14 protein-coding genes are annotated in these 18,256 nt (G+C 67.5%); 4 read left to right on the top strand and 10 right to left on the bottom strand.

The window, feature by feature from the left end:
* Positions 1-351: 351 nt before the first annotated feature.
* Entirely contained in the window at positions 352-1,470 is a 1,119-nt protein-coding gene (locus ACT009_RS15245; RefSeq protein WP_445191910.1) for an aldo/keto reductase, read from the bottom strand.
* A gap of 73 nt (positions 1,471-1,543) precedes the next feature.
* On the opposite strand from ACT009_RS15245, the gene ACT009_RS15240 reads away from it, so the two are divergent.
* The 3 genes from ACT009_RS15240 to ACT009_RS15230 all read left to right on the top strand — a co-directional run bounded on the left by ACT009_RS15240 (position 1,544) and on the right by ACT009_RS15230 (position 6,808).
* Entirely contained in the window at positions 1,544-2,437 is an 894-nt protein-coding gene (locus ACT009_RS15240) for a LysR family transcriptional regulator (protein ID WP_445191909.1), read from the top strand.
* A 79-nt stretch (positions 2,438-2,516) separates the two neighbouring features.
* Positions 2,517-4,520 carry a S9 family peptidase gene (locus tag ACT009_RS15235; RefSeq protein WP_445191908.1) on the top strand — a complete coding sequence of 668 codons (2,004 nt, stop codon included), beginning with the start codon at positions 2,517-2,519 and terminating at the stop codon, positions 4,518-4,520.
* A 35-nt stretch (positions 4,521-4,555) separates the two neighbouring features.
* The gene (locus tag ACT009_RS15230; RefSeq protein WP_445191907.1) at positions 4,556-6,808 is read left to right on the top strand and encodes a transferrin receptor-like dimerization domain-containing protein; all 2,253 of its coding nucleotides are present in this window, start codon (positions 4,556-4,558) and stop codon (positions 6,806-6,808) included.
* 34 nt (positions 6,809-6,842) lie between these two features.
* On the opposite strand, the gene ACT009_RS15225 is transcribed toward ACT009_RS15230, so the two are convergent.
* The 4 genes from ACT009_RS15225 to ACT009_RS15210 form a co-directional block, all read right to left on the bottom strand.
* A complete protein-coding gene (locus ACT009_RS15225; RefSeq protein WP_445191906.1) occupies positions 6,843-8,165 on the bottom strand; it encodes a PEP-CTERM sorting domain-containing protein in 1,323 nt (440 codons plus the stop codon).
* A 186-nt stretch (positions 8,166-8,351) separates the two neighbouring features.
* A complete protein-coding gene (locus ACT009_RS15220; protein ID WP_445191905.1) occupies positions 8,352-8,786 on the bottom strand; it encodes a DUF3617 domain-containing protein in 435 nt (144 codons plus the stop codon).
* A 44-nt stretch (positions 8,787-8,830) separates the two neighbouring features.
* A complete protein-coding gene (locus ACT009_RS15215) occupies positions 8,831-10,750 on the bottom strand; it encodes a GMC family oxidoreductase N-terminal domain-containing protein (RefSeq protein ID WP_445191904.1) in 1,920 nt (639 codons plus the stop codon).
* Positions 10,751-10,983: 233 nt separating this feature from the next.
* Entirely contained in the window at positions 10,984-11,913 is a 930-nt protein-coding gene (locus ACT009_RS15210) for a hydrogen peroxide-inducible genes activator (protein ID WP_445191903.1), read from the bottom strand.
* A gap of 91 nt (positions 11,914-12,004) precedes the next feature.
* Here ACT009_RS15210 and katG point away from each other — a divergent pair, with 91 nt between their 5' ends.
* The gene (gene katG, locus ACT009_RS15205) at positions 12,005-14,233 is read left to right on the top strand and encodes a catalase/peroxidase HPI (protein WP_445191902.1); all 2,229 of its coding nucleotides are present in this window, start codon (positions 12,005-12,007) and stop codon (positions 14,231-14,233) included.
* A 131-nt stretch (positions 14,234-14,364) separates the two neighbouring features.
* On the opposite strand, the gene ACT009_RS15200 is transcribed toward katG, so the two are convergent.
* From ACT009_RS15200 to ACT009_RS15180, 5 genes are all read right to left on the bottom strand, one after another.
* The gene (locus ACT009_RS15200) at positions 14,365-14,799 is read right to left on the bottom strand and encodes a hypothetical protein (protein WP_445191901.1); all 435 of its coding nucleotides are present in this window, start codon (positions 14,797-14,799) and stop codon (positions 14,365-14,367) included.
* Positions 14,800-15,355: 556 nt separating this feature from the next.
* Entirely contained in the window at positions 15,356-15,568 is a 213-nt protein-coding gene (locus ACT009_RS15195) for a hypothetical protein (RefSeq protein ID WP_445191900.1), read from the bottom strand.
* A gap of 83 nt (positions 15,569-15,651) precedes the next feature.
* The gene (locus ACT009_RS15190; protein ID WP_445191899.1) at positions 15,652-16,704 is read right to left on the bottom strand and encodes an endonuclease/exonuclease/phosphatase family protein; all 1,053 of its coding nucleotides are present in this window, start codon (positions 16,702-16,704) and stop codon (positions 15,652-15,654) included.
* A gap of 19 nt (positions 16,705-16,723) precedes the next feature.
* Positions 16,724-17,230 carry a DUF2141 domain-containing protein gene (locus ACT009_RS15185; protein ID WP_445191898.1) on the bottom strand — a complete coding sequence of 169 codons (507 nt, stop codon included), beginning with the start codon at positions 17,228-17,230 and terminating at the stop codon, positions 16,724-16,726.
* A complete protein-coding gene (locus tag ACT009_RS15180; protein WP_445191897.1) occupies positions 17,227-18,171 on the bottom strand; it encodes a hypothetical protein in 945 nt (314 codons plus the stop codon). The genes ACT009_RS15185 and ACT009_RS15180 overlap by 4 nt, the downstream gene beginning before the upstream one ends.
* Positions 18,172-18,256: the final 85 nt, after the last annotated feature.

Below are 18,256 nucleotides of genomic sequence, written 5' to 3'. Positions count from 1 at the left end.
TTCGGATTAGGATCGAGAGCGTCCGCCGGGCCAAACGCCGATGTTCGCAGCACGTCGCGGCCGGCCCACCAGCGATGCGGACATGGTTCAGCGAACGGCGCGCCGTCGGATGGCGCCGCCCACCCTGCCGAGGCCAACGAGCGTCGGCGTCGAGCTGGCCTGCCGTGCAACACCCTGTTTCGACAGGCTTCCCAACAAAGAGCGGAAGATTTGTGAGGTGGTTTTCATGATCATACCCCTGGTTCGCGATGGAAGACCAATGCTTGCGGGGCGACCCGGGGTGGAACTCAAGTTCCTTAAGCATACGATATCATCGAAGTGCCCCGAGTCAATCGCAGGGACTATTCAGGTTTACGCCCATTGCCGGATCTGGCCGCCACCGAAGATCTGTTCCCTAGGCATCTGGAAGATGAAATACGGATTGAGCGTCGGCAGCGCTCCCGCCGCGTCGAGCCGGGCCTGCTGATCGGGTGACAGGACGATGTCGAGCGACGCCGCGTTTTCGGTTACCTGCTCGGGCCGGCTCGCGCCCATCAGGACCGAGGACACACCCGGCCGGGACGCCGCCCAGGCTAGCGCGGCCTGCGCCATCGGGCGGCCGAGCTCCGCCGAGACAATGCGCAGTTCGTCGACGATGCGGAAATTGGCTTCCGTGAACAACATGCCGCCATAGGGATTGTCGCCGTTCAGGCGACCGTCACTGCCGTCGGCCGCGGTGTCGCCCGCCTTGTTCGGCACGCTGCCGGCAGGGCCGAAGTCGGCGAGCTTCTCGCGGCCGTACTTGCCCGTGAGCATACCGAAGCCGAGCGGGCTCCACGCCATCAGGCCCATGCCGAGCGCCTGTCCGGCGGGCAGGATGTCGAGTTCGACGCCGCGGTCGATCAGCGAATAGCTGTATTGCAGGCCGATCGGCTCGGGCAGTCCATGCGCGCGCGCCAGCGTCGCGATCTGCGCGGTGTACCATGCGGGTGCGTTGGAGAAGCCGTAATAGAGGATGTCGCCGCGCCGGACGGCATCGGTCAGCGCGCGAAGCACCTCCTCGGGCGGGGTGGTGCGATCCCAGACATGGGTCCAGTACAGGTCGATACGGCCGGTGCCGAGCCGCCGCAGCGAGCCGTCCAGCCCATCGCGGATGTTGCGCGCCGAATTGCCGCCGGCCAGTGGATTGCCCCGGGTGCGTGGAAAGCCCGACTTGGTCGCAACGACCATCCGGTCGCGATTGCCGCGGTCGCGCAGGAAGCGGCCGAGCATCGCCTCGCTCTCGCCGCCGGAATAGACGTCGGCGGTGTCGAGGAAATTGCCGCCGGCATCGACATAGGCGTCGAAGATGCGGCGGGCGGTCGGCTCGTCCGCGCCCCAGCGACCTGCGCCGAAGGTCATGGTGCCGAGCGCCAGGGGGCTCACGACTAGCCCGGAGCGGCCGAGCGTGCGATAATGGGTCAAATCCATGGTCTGCGTCTCCTCGTTCATTGCTGAGATAGGCGCGACAGAGGCCGGCGATTAGCGGTTGCACGCGGCAAGGGCTTGTGAGCATCATGCATCAATGCGGCGTGGCGACCTCGACGATCTGGCGGCGTTCGCGACCGTCGCACGGGCGCGCAGCTTCACCCGGGCAGCGGCGGAACTCGGGCTTTCGCCTTCTGCACTAAGCCATGCGATGAAGGCGCTGGAGACGCGGCTCGGCGTGCGCCTGCTGGCGCGGACGACGCGTTCGGTCGCGCCGACGCCTGCGGGCGACCTGCTGCTTCGGTCGATCGAACCGGCGCTGGCCGGCGTCGCCCACGGGCTCGCCGCGCTCGCCGACTGGCGCGATGCGCCGTCGGGCACGGTGCGGCTCACGACCTTCGGCTATGCCGCCCGCACCATCCTCGCGCCCCGTCTGCCGCGCTTCCTGCTCGATCATCCCGACGTGTCGGTCGAGGTGATCGTCGAGGACCGGCTGATCGACCTCGTCGCGGGTGGGTTCGACGCAGGGATACGGCTGGGCGAGACCGTGCAACGCGACATGGTCGTGGTTCCGGTCGGGCCGCCGCTGCGCACCGTGGTGGTCGGGACGCCAAGCTATTTCGCCGGCCGCAGTCTGCCGCAGACGCCGGACGACCTCGCCGACCATCGCTGCGTCAACTACCGCCTGCTCGGCGGCGGCGGGTTGCTGCCCTGGGAATTCAGCGTCGACGGGCGCGAGACCCGGATGAAGGTGCCGGGCCAGCTGATCGTCACCGACGAAGTGCTGGCGGCCGCGGCGACGCGGGCGGGCGCCGGGCTCGGCTATATGATGGAACACGACGTCGCGGACGAGCTCGCGGCGGGCACGCTGGTGCAGGTGTTGGCCGCGTTCTGCACGCCCTATCCCGGCTGCCAGCTCTACTATCCCGATCGCCGCGTCAGCCCCGCGCTGCGCGCCTTGATCGATGCGCTCCGCTGGGAGAGCGGCTGAGACCCGTCAGGCGAAGGTCGCGCTTGTCGCCCGCTTCCAAGCGTGCTGTACTGCTAACACAGCAGCCAGGGGTGAGACGATGCATAGAGCAATCTGGATGGCGATCGCGACGGGAGCAGCAATGATGACGGTGAGCGCTTCGGCCCAGATGACGGGCGTGCCGCTGATCGAACGTACCAAGCTGTTCGGCAACCCGACCAAGACCGCCGGGCAATTGTCGCCGGACGGCAAGTGGCTCGCCTTCATCGCGCCGCGCGACGGCGTGCTCAACGTGTGGGTCGCTCCCGTCGACGACCCCGGCCAGGCGCGTCCGCTGACCGCGGAAAAGACTCGCCCGATCCGCTCCTATTTCTGGGCACCCGATTCCAAACAGATCCTGTTCGTCAACGACAAGGGCGGTGACGAGAATTTCCTGCTCTACGGCGTTGATCTGGCGACGACCACGCAGAAGGCGCTTACCCCGTTCGAGAAGACCCGGGTGCAGGTGGTCGGCACCTCCGACACGATCAAGGATCGCATCCTCGTCGGCGTCAACAATCGCGATCCGCGCTGGCACGACGTGCAGGAACTGAACCTCGCCACCGGCGCGCTCACGCCGGTCTTTCAAAACGACGGCTATGCAGGGTTCGTCACCGACGACCAGTTGAAGCTGCGCATCGCAGTCAAGACGCGTCCCGATAGCGGCGTCGATTATTACCGCGTCGTCGACAACAAGGTGGAGGCGAAGCCCTTCGTCGCGGTCGACTATGAGGATGCCGACTCGACCGCGCCGCTCGGCTTCACCCAGGACGGCAAGACGCTCTACTGGACCGATGCGCGCGGCCGCGACACCCGCGCGCTGCTCGCCCAGGACATCGCGACGGGCAATTTCACGACGATCGGCACCAGCGACCGGGCCGATGTCGACAATGGCCTGACCAATCCGAAGACGGGGCAGGTCGAGGCCTATTCGGTCTATTTCCACCGCAACGAATATGTGCCGGTCGGCGATGCGGTCAAAGCCGATCTCGCGTTCCTGAAGGCGCAGGAGAAGGGCCAGTTCTACGTCGGCAGCCGCACCGACGCCGACGACAAATGGCTGGTGATGTTCGATCCCGTCACCGCGCCGTCTTCCACCTGGCTCTACGATCGTCGCGCCAAGAAGCTGACCGAGCTCTACACGCCGCGACCCGAGCTCGTCGGCGCGCCGCTGGTCGCGATGGAATCGATCGACATCCCGACCCGCGACGGGCTGTCGATGGTCAGCTACCTCACCCGCCCGAAGGGCGCGACCGGGCCCGTGCCGATGGTGCTGCTGGTTCACGGCGGGCCATGGGCGCGCGACGGCTATGGCTTCAACGGCTATCACCAGTGGCTCGCCAATCGCGGCTATGCGGTGCTGTCGGTCAATTATCGCAGTTCGACCGGGTTCGGGAAAAAGTTCGTCCAGGCCGGCGATCAGCAATGGGGCCGCAAGATGCATGACGACCTGCTCGACGCGGTCGACTGGGCGGTGAAGCGCGGTGTCACCACCAAGGACAAGGTCGCGATCATGGGCGGCAGCTACGGCGGCTACGCGACGCTCGCGGGGCTGACGATGACGCCCGACGCCTTCGCGTGCGGCGTCGACATCGTCGGCCCGTCCAATCTGTTCACGCTCCTCAAGACGATCCCGCCCTATTGGGAAGCCGGCAAGCAACAGATGTACCGGCGGATGGGCGATCCCGGCACCTCGGCGGGACAGGCGCTGCTGAAGGAACGCAGCCCGCTGACCTATGCAGAGGCGATCAAGAAGCCGCTGCTGATCGGCCAGGGCGCCAACGATCCGCGCGTCAACGTCGCCGAAAGCGATCAGATCGTCGCGGCCATGAAGGCCAAGAACATCCCCGTGACCTACATCGTCTTCCCCGACGAAGGCCATGGCTTCGCCCGGCCCGCCAACAACATCGCGTTCAACGCGGTCGCCGAGAACTTCCTCGCGACCTGCCTCGGCGGGCGGGCCGAACCGGTCGGCGGCGCGCTCGCATCCTCGACCGCGCAGGTCAGGGCAGGCAATGTGGCGTCGACCCCGGCGGCGACGACCGCGGCGCCATCGGGCGATTAGGCGATGACCTATAGACGCCCGGAACGGAGATCTTCATGACCATGATCGCACGCCTGTTCGCCACGGTATCGCTCCTATCCCTCCCGGCGGCGGGCATCGCGCAGGTCGCCTCCGCGGCGGACGACGGGAAGCAGATCGAGCGAACGTTCGATGCGCAGATCAGCAGCGCCGATCAGCTCGCCTGGCTACGAGACATGAGTTCCGCGCCCAACCATGTCGGCAGCCCGCACAATCGCGCCAACGCCGAAATGCAGCTGGCCTTGTTCAAGGAATGGGGCTGGGACGCACGGATCGAGACCTTCCAGGTGCTCTACCCGACCCCGATCAGCACGACGCTCGAGCTGGTCGCGCCCGAGCGCACGACGCTGGGGGGCCAGGAACCCGCGGTGGCGGAGGATCCGAGCTCGGCAAACCTGCAGGGCGCGCTGCCCCCCTATGTCGCCTATCAGGGCGACGGCGACGTCACCGCACCCGTTGTCTATGTGAACTACGGCATGCCCGACGATTACGATGCGCTGGCCGCACGGGGCATCAGCGTGAAGGGCAAGATCGTGCTCGCGCGCTATGGCGGCGGGTGGCGCGGGCTGAAGCCCAAGCTGGCGCAGGAACATGGCGCCGCCGGATGCCTGATCTACTCCGATCCCGCCGATGACGGCTATGGCGAGCGCGATCCGTTCCCGCGTGGTGGCGGGCGGCCAGCAGGCGGTGTCCAGCGAGGCTCGGTGCAGGACATGACCCAATATCCGGGCGATCCGCTGACCCCCGGCGTCGGTGCGACCGCCGGTGCCAAGCGGCTGACCCGGGCGACCGCGCCGACGATCCTGAAGATCCCGGCGCTGCCGATCTCCTATGGCGATGCCACCAAGATCATGAGCCGGCTCGAGGGCCCGGTGATCGAAGGTCGCGCGCGGGGCGGACTCGCGCTGGCGTATCACTGGGGCGGCACCGACGCGGTGAAGGTGCACCTCGCGGTAAAATCGGATTGGTCGCTGAAGACCCTGTACGACGTGATCGCGGTGATGCCGGGCAAGACCCGCCCGGAAGAATGGGTGGTACGCGGCAACCACCATGACGGCTGGGTGTTCGGCGCCAGCGATCCGCTGACCGGGCAGGTCGCGTTGATGAGCGAGGCCAAGGCGATCGGTGCGCTGGCGAAGACCGGCTGGCGACCCGATCGCACGATCGTCTACGCGAGCTGGGACGGCGAGGAGCCGGGTCTGCTCGGCTCGACCGAATGGGTCGAGGCGCATGCCGCGGAACTCGCGCGCAAGGCGGTGCTCTACATCAATACCGACGGCAACGGCCGCGGCTTCCTCTACGCCGAGGGCAGTCACGACCTGCAGCATTTCGTCAACGCCGCCGCCCGCGACGTCACCGATCCGCAGACATCGGTGAGCGTGCTCGACCGGGCGCAGGCCAATGTCCGTGCGAGCGGTTACGGCGATACGAGCCGGCGCGACGACGACGCGATCGCGCTGGCGGCCGCCCGTGCCGGCGGCGACATGCCGATCGGTGCGCTGGGCTCCGGCTCCGATTATTCGGCGTTCCTCCAGCATCTCGGCATCCCGTCGCTCGACATCGGCTTCGGCGGCGAGGGCGGTGGTGGCGGATCGTACCATTCGATCTACGACAGCTTCTATCATGTGACCAAGTTCGACGATCCCGGTCTGGTCTATGGCGCGGTGCTGTCGAAGATGGTCGGGCGACTGGTGCTGCGCGCCGCCGACGGGCCGCGCGTGCCCGCGCGCTACGGCGACTTCGCGACGACCGTGTCGCGCTATGTCGGCGAGGTGAAGAAGCTGGCGGCGGACCAGCGCGAGAAGGATCGCGCGCTGCGAGACCTGACCCGTGAGGACGTCTTCAAGCTCGCCTCCAACCCGGACGATCCGACGATCGCCCCCGCGAACCGGGGCGTGACGCCGCTGATCGACATGCTGGCACTGGAAGACGCCGCCGATCGGCTGGGTCGCTCGGCGCACGACGCCGACGCGGCGGTCGAGCGGATGGCGACGCTGACGCCGGCGGCCCAGGCGCGAATGCTGGCGCTGCTTCGCAGCATCGACCAGCTGCTGATCGACCCGGCAGGGCTCCCCGGCCGGCCCTGGTTCCGCAACCTCGTCTACGCGCCGGGCACGCTCACCGGTTACGGCGCCAAGACGCTCCCCGGCGTCCGCGAGGCGATCGAGCAGCGCCGGTTCGCCGACGCGACGACCTATGTGACGCGAACCGCGGCGGTGTTGAACGCCTATGCCGACCGACTGGATGCAGCGGCGGTGGCGGCGAAATAGAAGGTGTGGGCTGGCCGGTCAGCGGCGGTTCGCCTCAAGCGCGCACATCCGCGATCGCCTTGCCCCGCCGTCGCAGCGTCCATCCGATCAACCCGGCACCGATCATCATCAGTTGCCAGGTCGCCGGTTCCGGGACCGCGTTGAAGGTGGCGCGGCTGACTTCCCAGGCGGCGATCTGTGCGCCCATCGCCAGTCCTGCATCACGATCGAAGCCGAAATGGATGCCGCCCCACAGCCTGCTGCTCGATCCGTCGACCGAGATCGCGTCGAGGCTCGACCAGCAGCGGGTGTTCGCCCCGATCGTGGAGCAGAACGCCTGATCGTCGATGTTGTCGAGCAGGATGCCCGTGACCATCGCGCCCAGCGCCGAATGCGCCGAGACATAGGACGGATGCGCGGGTGCCGCGATCAGCGACTGCCAGTCCGCATCGGCGTCGGTAAGCGCATTGCCGTCTAGATCGGCATTCTGGATCGCGGTCACCGGGCGCCACAGGTCGTAATGGTATTTGGTGTCCCACAAGGTGATGAGCGTGTCGGCGATGCCGGTGCCGAGCAGCGCGAAGAGGCGGGCATTCTCGAAGGTCGACAGGCCCTCATCGGCGGTGATCTCCAGCCCCAACCGCATATAGGTGGCGCCGTTGGCGGTGGACCAGAACTTTGCCGCGGCGGTCTGGTCCGCGGTGCGGGTGACGCTGTCGACCGAGCCGATCTCCTTCACCTCGTTCAGTGCATCGGCATAGGCGACCGAGGTGAGCTCGGGCGGCGGCGGCGCGCGGAACTGTTCCGGGCTGTTCACCAAGAACGGGGTGACGTCGCCCCATTGCGGAAAGAGCGGTGCCCCGAAGCCGGGCGGCGTGAGCGCATAGCCACCGGGCAGCCCCGACGGCGTATAGGCGACGCTGGCGAACGCGCCGTCGTTGGCGCGGTTGACCAGCATGGCGGCGGCATAGGCCTGGCCGGTGGCGATGCCGTTGGTCTTGCCCGCGCCGTCGGCGAACTGCGCCAGGCTCGCGCCGAGCGCGGCGTCATATTGCGCGATCGCACCCGGATTTGTACTCGCCAGGATGTCGTGCGCGGCCTGGACCGCGGCGACCCCGCCGATGCCACCGGAATTGGCCACGCCGCCGAGGTAGGGCGCATTGCGATAGCCAAGCGTCGCGTTGATCGAATCGTACATCGCGATGTTCATCATCGCGTAGGTGCGGATCGCTCCCGATCCGGGCACCGTGTCCAGCATCAGCTGGTTCCAGTACAATACCGGATCGTCGGTAACGGCGACCGCGGCGGTCGCAGGCGGCGCCCAGGCGCAGGCGAGGCAAAGCATGGCCGGAAGAGCGGCACGATTCAGCTTGTCCATGATCAATTCCCAATGTTCATGCCCGAGACCTTGGCTCAAGCTGTCCATTGCGACCCGTCCCACCATCTCATGGCGAGGACGGCAGCGATAGGATGGAAGCGACATCCGGGATCGCTTGGGCGCGCTCGGCGCGCGCAGCCGCCAAGCACCAAAGTCGTTCGATCAACGCTTGCGCGAACAGCCGAGCTAGTCGCCGATCCGGGCTGCCTGTTGGCGCAGGACCATGCGCATGGGGCCTTTGGGCGTGCTGCCGCTGACCGTCGCCTCGCCGCGGAAACCGGCGGCGTCATAGGTGCCCGACCGGAGTACGCGGATCGGCGTACCGCCCTTTTGCGGGCAGCTGAGCGCCTGCGCGTAGCGGCCGGCGGAGGTCTGCTGCGTCTCCACCGTGCAGCGCGCCTTGGGATCCGGCGCGATCAGCGCGTCGATCCCCTGCCCCGACGACACGAGCTTGCGCTCCGCCTTCGACTTGCCCTTGATCATGCGCTGGATGAAGCCGGGCACGCCGGGCAGCGAGAGCTCGACCACCGTCGACGTGACGTCCCATCTGCCGGGCGGGATCGTCTCGGCGGACGCGCCGGCGGCGGTGGATAGGAGCAGGAGGGGCAAATACTTCGACATGCCCTGGGCTTAGCGCGGGACGCGTTGCCGAGCGAGCCCGATCGTCACGTCGGAAACGGGTTCGCCGCCGTCGCATAATGCGCCATCGCCATCGTTGTCAGCTGGGCGTTGACGCGGATGCAGCTGCTGAAGGTACTGGCATCGGTGACCAGCACGTTGGTGGTGCCGTGGACCCGGCAGTCCAGGTCGACGACTCCGGAGCGGGGATCGGCGTTGCGGGGATTGCCGCCCTGGGGATGCGAGCTCGAGAGCGTGACGTCGTCGGCTTCCCCGATCCCGGCGGCGAAGAATGCATCGATGTCGTCGTCACGACGGAGCGTCGCGCCTCTTGCCAGGGCCGGATAGACCTCGAGCGCGCCGCCCGCGAAATGCACCCGCGCCAGCGTCGCCAAGGCGCGGCGCAGCAGCGGCAGCTCGACATCGTCGCGCAGCTTGAAGTGCAGCTTGCCGCCGATCAGCCTGCCCTGCCGATCCGCCGGGAACAGGATGCCTGCGGACGCCAGACGGTTGTAGTCGACCATCCGCGCCGCATGTTCGCCGAACCATCCGGGCATTAGCGTCGACATGCTCATCGGCGGCTGGAAGTGCGATTCGAGCAGGAAGTCGCCGCGATCGACATAGGTCGCCATCTGGTCCTCGTCCCAGGCGCGCATCACACGGGGCATCAGTGCGACTACCGGGCAGGCGATGTTGAGCGAGATGCCGCGACCGGTGTCGGCGATGCCGCTGTCGTGGAGGATGTTGCTCGACGCGATCGTTCCTGCTGCGACGACGACTCCTTCGGTGGCCGCGATCGTGCGACGGCTACCGTCCGGCAGGACCACCTCGACGCCGGTCGCGACCCGGCGACCGTCCAATGCCGGCGCGCCCCAGACGATGCGCGCGACCCGGGTCGACGCGAGGATGCGCGCCTTGCGCTTGCGGGCATCGATCAGGAACGACTGCGCCATGCCCTGTTTGCGGCCATAGGGGCAGCCGGTGTTGCAGTAGCCGCAATAGGCGCAGTCCGCCTGCTGGCTGCGAGGGCCGTAGTTCTTGCTGAACCACAGCGCCGGCGTCGCGGCGTCGCGCGGATCGCCGCTGCCCGCGGCGTAGCTGGCCCAGCCGTTCAGCAGGTGCGTGCCGTTGTTGCGGCCGCTCTTGGGATCGATGCGTTCGATGCCCAGCCTCGCCTCGACGGCATCGTAAGCGGCGTCGAAGCGTGGCCGGTCCACCGCCGCACCGAGCGCCGCCCAGGTGTCGAACACGTCGTTCGCATCGGGGTGGGTGAGTCCGTCCTGCCGCACCCGCAGCGCGATGCCGTTGTTGATCGTCGTGGAGCCGCCGACGCACCGCCCCTGGAACACGACGATGTCGTGATCGCGGCTGGTCTGGATGCCGCCATCGACGAACAGCCGGGCGGTCATCCGACGTTCCTCGTGGGTGATCGCGGTCGACGGGAAGTGCGCGCCGGCCTCGATCACCAGCACGTCGTGATCGCGCGACAGATTGGCCGCCGCCACCGCCCCGCCCGCGCCCGAGCCGATGACGATAACGCCCGCCGAGGCCGGCGCCTCGCTGGGGTCGAGCACATCTTCATGCGCCAGCTCTCGTCCGGAAAACAGCCGGATCGGCACCTCGTTCGGCCCCCGAATGCGCTGATGAGGCAGCTCGAAGCCGATCGCGTTCAGCACCGGATTGGCATCGTTATCGGCTTCGGCGGCACCGATCCAATGCCCGTAATAGCCGGCGTAGACGACGCCGCGGATCCGAGCGAGATCCTGCATCAAGTTGTTGTTCGATCGCTGCAGACGCCTCGCCACCCGCCGCGCACGCCAGGCCGGACTCATCACCAGGAACAGGGGGCCGCCCATGAACAGGCAGACGACGTAGAGCGTTAGACCAAGCTCCCTGGGCTTGCCACCGTCGACCATGCCAAATTGATGCTGAAGGTTAGCGACGACCTGTGCCGACGTAATCTTCATGTCGACGCCGTGAAAAAGCGCCTCTATCAACGCCTTGAGTATAGCTGCCTGGATTGCATTGAACGGCACGCGCATATCGTTGCCCACCCTATTATGGTGAGACTAGCAAGTTTCGCGCGCTACATCGAGAGGCCGTGTAGTTGCGGACGGTCCTGTCGCATCGATCGTCGCTCGCTGGAAGCCGCACACAGCCGGCGGTAAGTCGAAAAGATTGGCGCTCCGAGATCGATCTCTCACGCCGGGTCGCTCTCACCAGCCGAGCTACCCGCCTCGCCGCCCACGGCTCGCCTGATCGTCTCCCCGAGCATCCTGAAATCGCCCGCGCGGGGATGGCGGTGGCGCCAGACCAGGGCGATGTTGCGCCTCGCGTCGAGGCTCTGCGCCGGGCGCGCCTCGACCCGCGTGCCGGCTAGAATGCCGGCGTCGATCGCCATCTGCGGGAGCAGCGTGTAGCCGAGCCCCGCGTCCACCAGCTGGACGAGCGTGTGGAGCGTCGAGGCGACCAGCGGGCTCTCGATCTCCGCAACGCTGCGGCTGCACGCCGCCAGCGCGTGCTCCTTCAGACAATGCCCGTCCTCGAGCAGAAGCAGCCGGTCGCTATCGGCGTCGCACAATGGCGAGGCCGACACGTCCTGCCCCTTCGCTGCGACGAGGATCAGCGGGTCGATCGCGAGGTCGACGCTTTCGACGTCGCCGCACTCGACCGGCAGGGCGAGCAGCACGCAATCGATCGCGCCCCGCTCCATCGCTTCGCAGGCGACGCCCGTCACCATCTCGCGGACATACAGCTGCAGCCGCGGCCAATCGCGCGCGAGCGCGGGCAGGATGCTGGAAAGCAGGAACGGCGCGATCGTCGGGATCGCCGCCATCCGGAGCGGCCCGACCAGCGGTTCGTAGGAGCGCTGTGCCGCCAGGTGCAGGTCCTCGGCGGCGCGCATCATCTGGCGGGCCCGGATGACGATCTCCTCGCCGCGCGGGGTGAAGCGGACGTGACGCTTGGAGCGCTCGACCAGGCTTGCCTCCAGCAGGCGTTCAAGCTCGGCGATGCCGACCGATAGGGCGGATTGCGACACGAAGCACGCGGCGGCGGCGCGCCCGAAATGGCCTTGTTCGTGAAGCGCCAGAAGATAGGACAGCTGTTTGAGCGAGGGCAGCGGCTTCATAAGCTGAAGCGATAGCAGAAATTGGTTCAATTCATTGGATCAATTTCACCCTGCGGTTAAACAGGCGTGGACTGATCCAAGGAGTATGAAAATGGCTGACGAAGATCCCAGCGAGCGCTGTCCGATGGGCCATGGCGGCGGCGGTGAGGGCAAGGTCCGGTCGCTGCTCGGTCGCTCCAACAAGGATTGGTGGCCGGACGCGCTGCCGGTCGAGATGCTTCACCAGCATGGCGTGTCGCCCGATCCAATGGGCGAGGATTACGACTATGCGGACGCATTCAAGGCGCTGGACTACGCCGCGCTGAAGGCGGATCTCACCGCCCTGATGACCGACAGCAAGCCGTGGTGGCCTGCCGACTATGGTCACTACGGCCCGTTCATGATCCGGATGGCGTGGCATGCCGCGGGCACCTACCGCGTCACCGACGGCCGCGGCGGCGCCTCGTCGGGCCAGCAGCGCTTCGAGCCGCTCAACAGCTGGCCGGACAACGGCAACCTCGACAAGGCGCGTCGCCTGCTGTGGCCGCTCAAGCAGAAATACGGCAAGCACATCAGCTGGGCCGACCTCTTCATCCTCGCGGGCAACGTCGCCATCGAGAGCATGGGTGGCCCGACCTTCGGCTTCGCCGGCGGCCGCAAGGACGTCTATCAGTCCGAGGGCGACACCTATTGGGGTGCCGAGGAGCAGTGGATCGGACACGCCGACCACAAGACCCGCATCCGTCCCGACGAGCAGCTCGACCTGGAGGGGCCGCTGGCTGCCGACTCGATGGGCCTGATCTACGTCAATCCCGAAGGCCCCGGCGGCAATCCCGATCCGCTCGGCTCGGCCCGCGACATGCGCGCCACCTTCTCGCGGATGGCGATGAATTCGGAGGAAACGGTCGCGCTCACCGCCGGCGGTCACGCATTCGGCAAGACTCACGGCGCGAAGCCTGCCGACAATTTCGGCAAGGAGCCCGCCTCCGAATCCGTGCACATGCAGGGCCTCGGCTGGCTCACCGACAGCGACGAGATCGGCAAGGGTCACATCACGACGTCGGGCATCGAAGGATCGTGGTCGAACAACCCGACGCAGTGGACCGGCGACTATTTCCGCCTGCTGTTCAAGTATGACTATGTGCTGACCGAGAGCCCGGCGGGTGCGAAGCAGTGGACGCCGGTCAATCCCGAATGGGAGGACATGGCGCCCGACGCGCGCGACCCCAGCAAGCGCGTGCCGACGATCATGACGACCGCCGACATGGCGCTGAAGCTCGACCCGGAGTTCCGCGCGATCTCCGAGCGCTTCCGCGACGATCAGGCGGCGCTCGACGACGCCTTCGCGCGCGCCTGGTTCAAGCTGACCCATCGCGACATGGGTCCGAAGGTCCGGTATCTCGGGCCGGAGGTGCCGGATGAGACGCTGATCTGGCAGGATCCGGTGCCCGCAGGCACCGCGCCCAGCGACGCCGATGTCGCTGCGTTCGGTGAAAAGGTGCTGGCGTCGGGCCTGAGCGTCGGCCAGCTCGTCAAGACCGCCTGGGCGTCCGCCTCGAGCTACCGCAAGTCTGACCATCGCGGTGGTGCCAACGGCGCGCGTATCGCGCTGGAGCCGCAGCGGAGCTGGGCGGTCAACGAGCCCGAAGAGCTCGCGACGGTGCTCGCCAAGCTCGACGAGCTGCGCGGCGCGATGTCGCTGGCCGACGCGATCGTCCTGGCCGGCTCGGTCGCGATCGAGAAGGCGGCGAAGGATGCGGGCCATGCGGTGACGGTGCCGTTCACCGGCGGTCGCGGCGACGCGACGCAGGATTGGACCGAGGTCGACAGCTTCGCGTGGATGGAACCGAAGGCTGATGGCTTCCGGAACTACCTGCATTCGCGGCAGGCCGTGAAGACCGAGGAGCTGTTGCTCGACAAGGCGTCGCTGCTCGGCCTGTCGGCACCGGAGATGACTGTCCTTCTCGGCGGTCTCCGCGTGCTCGGCGCCAACCACGGCGACAAGCCCGAGGGCGTGCTGACCGACCGCAAGGGCCAGCTCACCAACGACTTCTTCGTCAACCTGCTCGACAACGAGACCTTCTGGCAGCTCGTCGACATGTCGAGCGACGAGGAATTCGTCGGCCACGATCGCGGCGGCAAGGGCGAGAAGTGGCGGGCGACGCGGACGGACCTGGTCTTCGGGTCGAACTCGCAGCTGCGCGCGACCGCCGAGGTCTATGCCGAGAACGGCAACGAGGAGAAGTTCGTGAAGGACTTCGTCAAGGCCTGGGTGAAGGTGATGGACGCCGACCGCTTCGACGTGACCGCCAAGCCGGTGACCTCGAACATCGCGACCTGAGCGGAAAACCCGATGCAGGACGGAAGGCGATCGCGAGAGCGGTCGCCTTCTTCTTGTGGGCTGCGCCTCACAGCCGGCCGGGATGAACCGCGGCAAGGCGAGGACGGACGCACGGCGTCGTGGGCGATCGCCTACCGCGTGGCATCCAGGATCGCTTGAACATCGGCGACGGTTACGCCGAACGCCCCCGCCAACCCGGTCAAGGACGCGCCGCGCCGCGCCAGCTCGCGGATCCGGTCCGCATCGACCAGCGTGGTATACGCCCGGGTATCGCGCTGCTCCCGCACGACGTCCTTGCGCCCGGACGAACGATGCCGACTGGCCGCCGCGGCGTGCGGATCGGCGGCGGCGCGCTGCTCCTCCTCCGCACGACGATCGATCCGCGCCTGCTCGCGCGTTGCGGTCTCGGCATCGCGGCTCGCGGCACGGGCCTCCAGGCGCTGCGTCGTCGCGTCGGCTCTCGCGGCGCGCGCCTTCGCCCTCTCCGCGGCCCGATCGTCCGGGCTCGCGTTGCTGCGCACACGAAAGGTCGGCGACGAGGAGACGCCCCAGCTCTTGTCGACCAACGCCATCGCTCCATCACATGACCGCCGCCGTTTGCATGCGGCAGCGGCTCCGCCCGGGCAAGGCGGGTCCGTGCGGATCCGGCGTGCTCGACCTGCCGGCGCAGGCGCACCCACCTCGTTGCGCCGGGGGCGGTGCGGGTCCGCTTGGGGGCGCTTCACCGGAGCGCTATATCGACGCGAGCGGCGTCCCGGCCGTCTGGCACACGGATCGGGCGAGTTCCTGGCGAAGCGGCAATCCTTCGATCGACCTGAGCGGCCCGTCATAGGCGGGTGCAACGAGCGATACGCCGCCGACCGACGGGAGTGGCTCGTTACATAGCGGACATGCTCGTGTGCGCCGCGCCGATGGAAGCGCGACGAAATCCAAGGGTTCGATGTGGGTTTCGCGCTCGAAGCGGGTTTAAAATTGCCGGCTCAACGATAATTCGACGCGGCTTCGGCGAAACGCATAGAAAGCTATGGTGCTTCGATTCTGCGTGAAGCTGAATTTTGCGGAGGGTATCAGGCCGCGAATCGTAAGAAGGCGCGCCGCGACACCGGCGCCCTCGCTAGTCGATCAACGGTGGGCCGGTCGCGCGCGGGCCTTTTTCGCGTAGTAATGGTGCGTGGCGACGCAGCCGGCGGTTGCGCCGAGTACGGCGTGGCCCCGGCCGACATAGTGCCCGGCAACCGCGCCGGCGACAGCGCCGCGGATGCATCCCTTCGCAACGACCGGGGACGCTGCCGCGAGGGCGAGAGCAGCGGCGGAAAGGGTGAAGATGCGACGCATGGGAGATTCCTTGTGTTCGAGCATGGCCGTAAACGCGCGATGACCCTTGTCGGTCCCGTTCGGAGGTGGCGGTTGGCGCCGGTCTAGGAGCGACCCGGCACGCCGGCGTCGGCCAACCGGGTGCGCCACTTCAAATCGCGTGCGGTGGATCGATCGAGCTCGTATCGGATCATCACGCCGACATGGTCCGATAGCATTGCATTGGCGGCATCGTGGCCGAACGGCGCGCCGAGGGTCAGGGGGCGGGTCGAGGAGCGTGCCGCCGAGCGGTACATCAGCCAGTCCTTCGCGCGGCTGGTGGATACCGCGACGTCGGCCTTCTGCGTCACCCGGCAGGTGCGTGAAGCGAGGCATTGTGCTCCCCCCGCGGTCAGCGCCAGCGATCCGCCGAACATGTGTTGCGCGAAATAGGCGCGGCGCTGGGCGTCCTTGCCGACGTTGAAATCGCCCGCGACGAGCATCGTGCTGCCCGAACTCGATAGCGAACTCACGAAACCACTCAGCGAATCGATCTGGCGCTTGTAGGCGTAGAGGGCGCGCGGCTCCGACACGCCCGTCGCACCGTTGGAATTGAGGTGGGTGTCGACCATCATCACCGGGCGCGAGACCCCCGGAACCGCGATCAGCGCCGCCATCGCCCCCTTGTTGGCCAGGCAGTCATAGCCCGCACACACCGGATAGCTGATCCGCCGCACCGTGAGGATCGGGTAGTCGGAGAAGATCGCCAAGCCACTTCCGACATGCTTGCCGACGCGTTCGCCGTGCAACATGCTGCCGGCGGACACGAAGCGGCGGTCGTCGACAGTCGAGGCGGTCGCCGCATCGTCGGCAGGCGCGCCGAAGGCGACGTAGCGATAGCCCGCCTCCGCGCCGATCGCCTTGGCATCGGGCACGAACGCCTCCTGCAGCGCCACGATCCCGGGCTGCCGCCCTTCGCTTCGCATCGTACGCAGCTGCATGGCGATCGCCGACAGCGAGGCCGAGCGATCCTCGGCGACCGGCCACGGCAGGCCGTGAACGTTATAGGTCATCACCGACACCGTCGCCGCCAATCGGTCGGCGGCAAGGATCGGAGCGGGTGCGGCGATCGCGACTATTGCTGCGGCGACGACCAGTTTGGATACGTGCAGAGACATGGGTCCGGTCCTTTCCTGTTCAGCGCTTGATCGGGGCGAAGGAGAAGAGTCCGCTGCGATAGTTCATCACCACCGTCGTCGGCGTGATCCCGGCATGTGCCACGATCCGCGCCTGCGCGACGTCGGGCTTGGAATGACCCAGCCGCGGGTTGCCGGCGAAGGCGATGCCGTCGTGGAGCAGGCTGAAGCCGTTCGCGCCGCTGCGGGCGTGGACGACGCTGAGCGCGTAGGTGCCAGGGCGCGGCACGCGAAGGCAGAGCTGCGCTGCGCCGGAAGGGGGGACGGGGATCACCGCACGGCGGAACGTCTTGCCTTGCGACACCAGCACATTGTCGTCCGCCAGAAAGTCGCCATCGACCGCGGGGTAGATTTCCGCCCGCAATCTGCCCTTACGGTCTTTCAGTCCGTCGACGGTGACGAGCACCGCCGGGCCCGGCTCGTGCGGCCGACACCGCGCCGCTTCGGTGCCGAGGGCGGGCGTCGACGGCATCACCTCCGCAGCGAGCGCGACCAGGGTGAGGATCATCGCAGCGGCTCCGGGTTCAGCAGTTCGACCGCGGTCAGCACCGCGCCGAGCAGCAGGTGGGTAAGCAGCCAGAGCGCGGCGATCATGGTCAGCAGCGCGGCGACGTGGAACGCCGTGCCGAGCGCGAAGGCGACGACCCCGGCGAACACGATGTCCTTGTTCGGCAACAGCGGCAGCCGCGACACCAACAGCCGCAGCGTCGCGAGCACCAGCCACCACGCCAGCGGCGCGGCGGGCAGCGCCACCGCCCACAAGGCCGCGGACAGCATCGTCGTCGCGACGATGCGGAGCAGGTGGACGATCGCGATCCGCGTCAGTTCCGGTCGGGCCAGCGAGAACAGGCGCTTGCGCAGCACCAACGCGATCAACGACGGCACCGCGATGCACGCGGCCGATGCGACCATCATCCTTGCGTCGCTGCCGAGATGCAGCGCCGCGAGCGACTGCCAGCTGACGACCGCCAGCGTGAGCGTGCAGACATTGGCGACCACTGCGGACAGGATCGAAACGTCCTTGATCGCTGCGAACGGGCTGCCGACCAGCGTCGCGTGCTTGCGCGCCCAGGCGTAAAAATAGAGCTCGCCGGAGTATCCCGCGACGATCTCGTTGCTGACCCGCTTGCGTAGCAGCGCCAGGAAGCCGCGCGCCGGCAACCCCCACAACCGCCGATAGATGATCCATTCGCTGACCGGCAAGGCGAGGTAGCCTGCTGCGAACAGCAGCCAGAACCAGGGTGACGGCGGGACCATCGCGATCACCGCACGGACGTCGAGGTGGCGCAATTGCCACAAGGCCGCGACCAGGATCGCCGCCGACAACAAGGGGGTCAGCGCGCGTGACGCCCAGCCCGTGCGCGCCGTGATCGGCCTGATCTGAATTGTCGAGGCGTGCCCGGCTTCATGAGGAGGCGCCGTGACTGCGGGTATGCCGGGATAGGTCATGGTCCTTGGACGCCGCCGGTTCGCGGCATCCACAGCGCGCGACGGCACACGCGCAGAAATAATCTTCGCAAGGGCTGCGGTTGCC

The organism is Sphingomonas sp. Tas61C01 (assembly GCF_052567495.1).
This window is presented reverse-complemented; position numbering and strand designations above follow the sequence as displayed.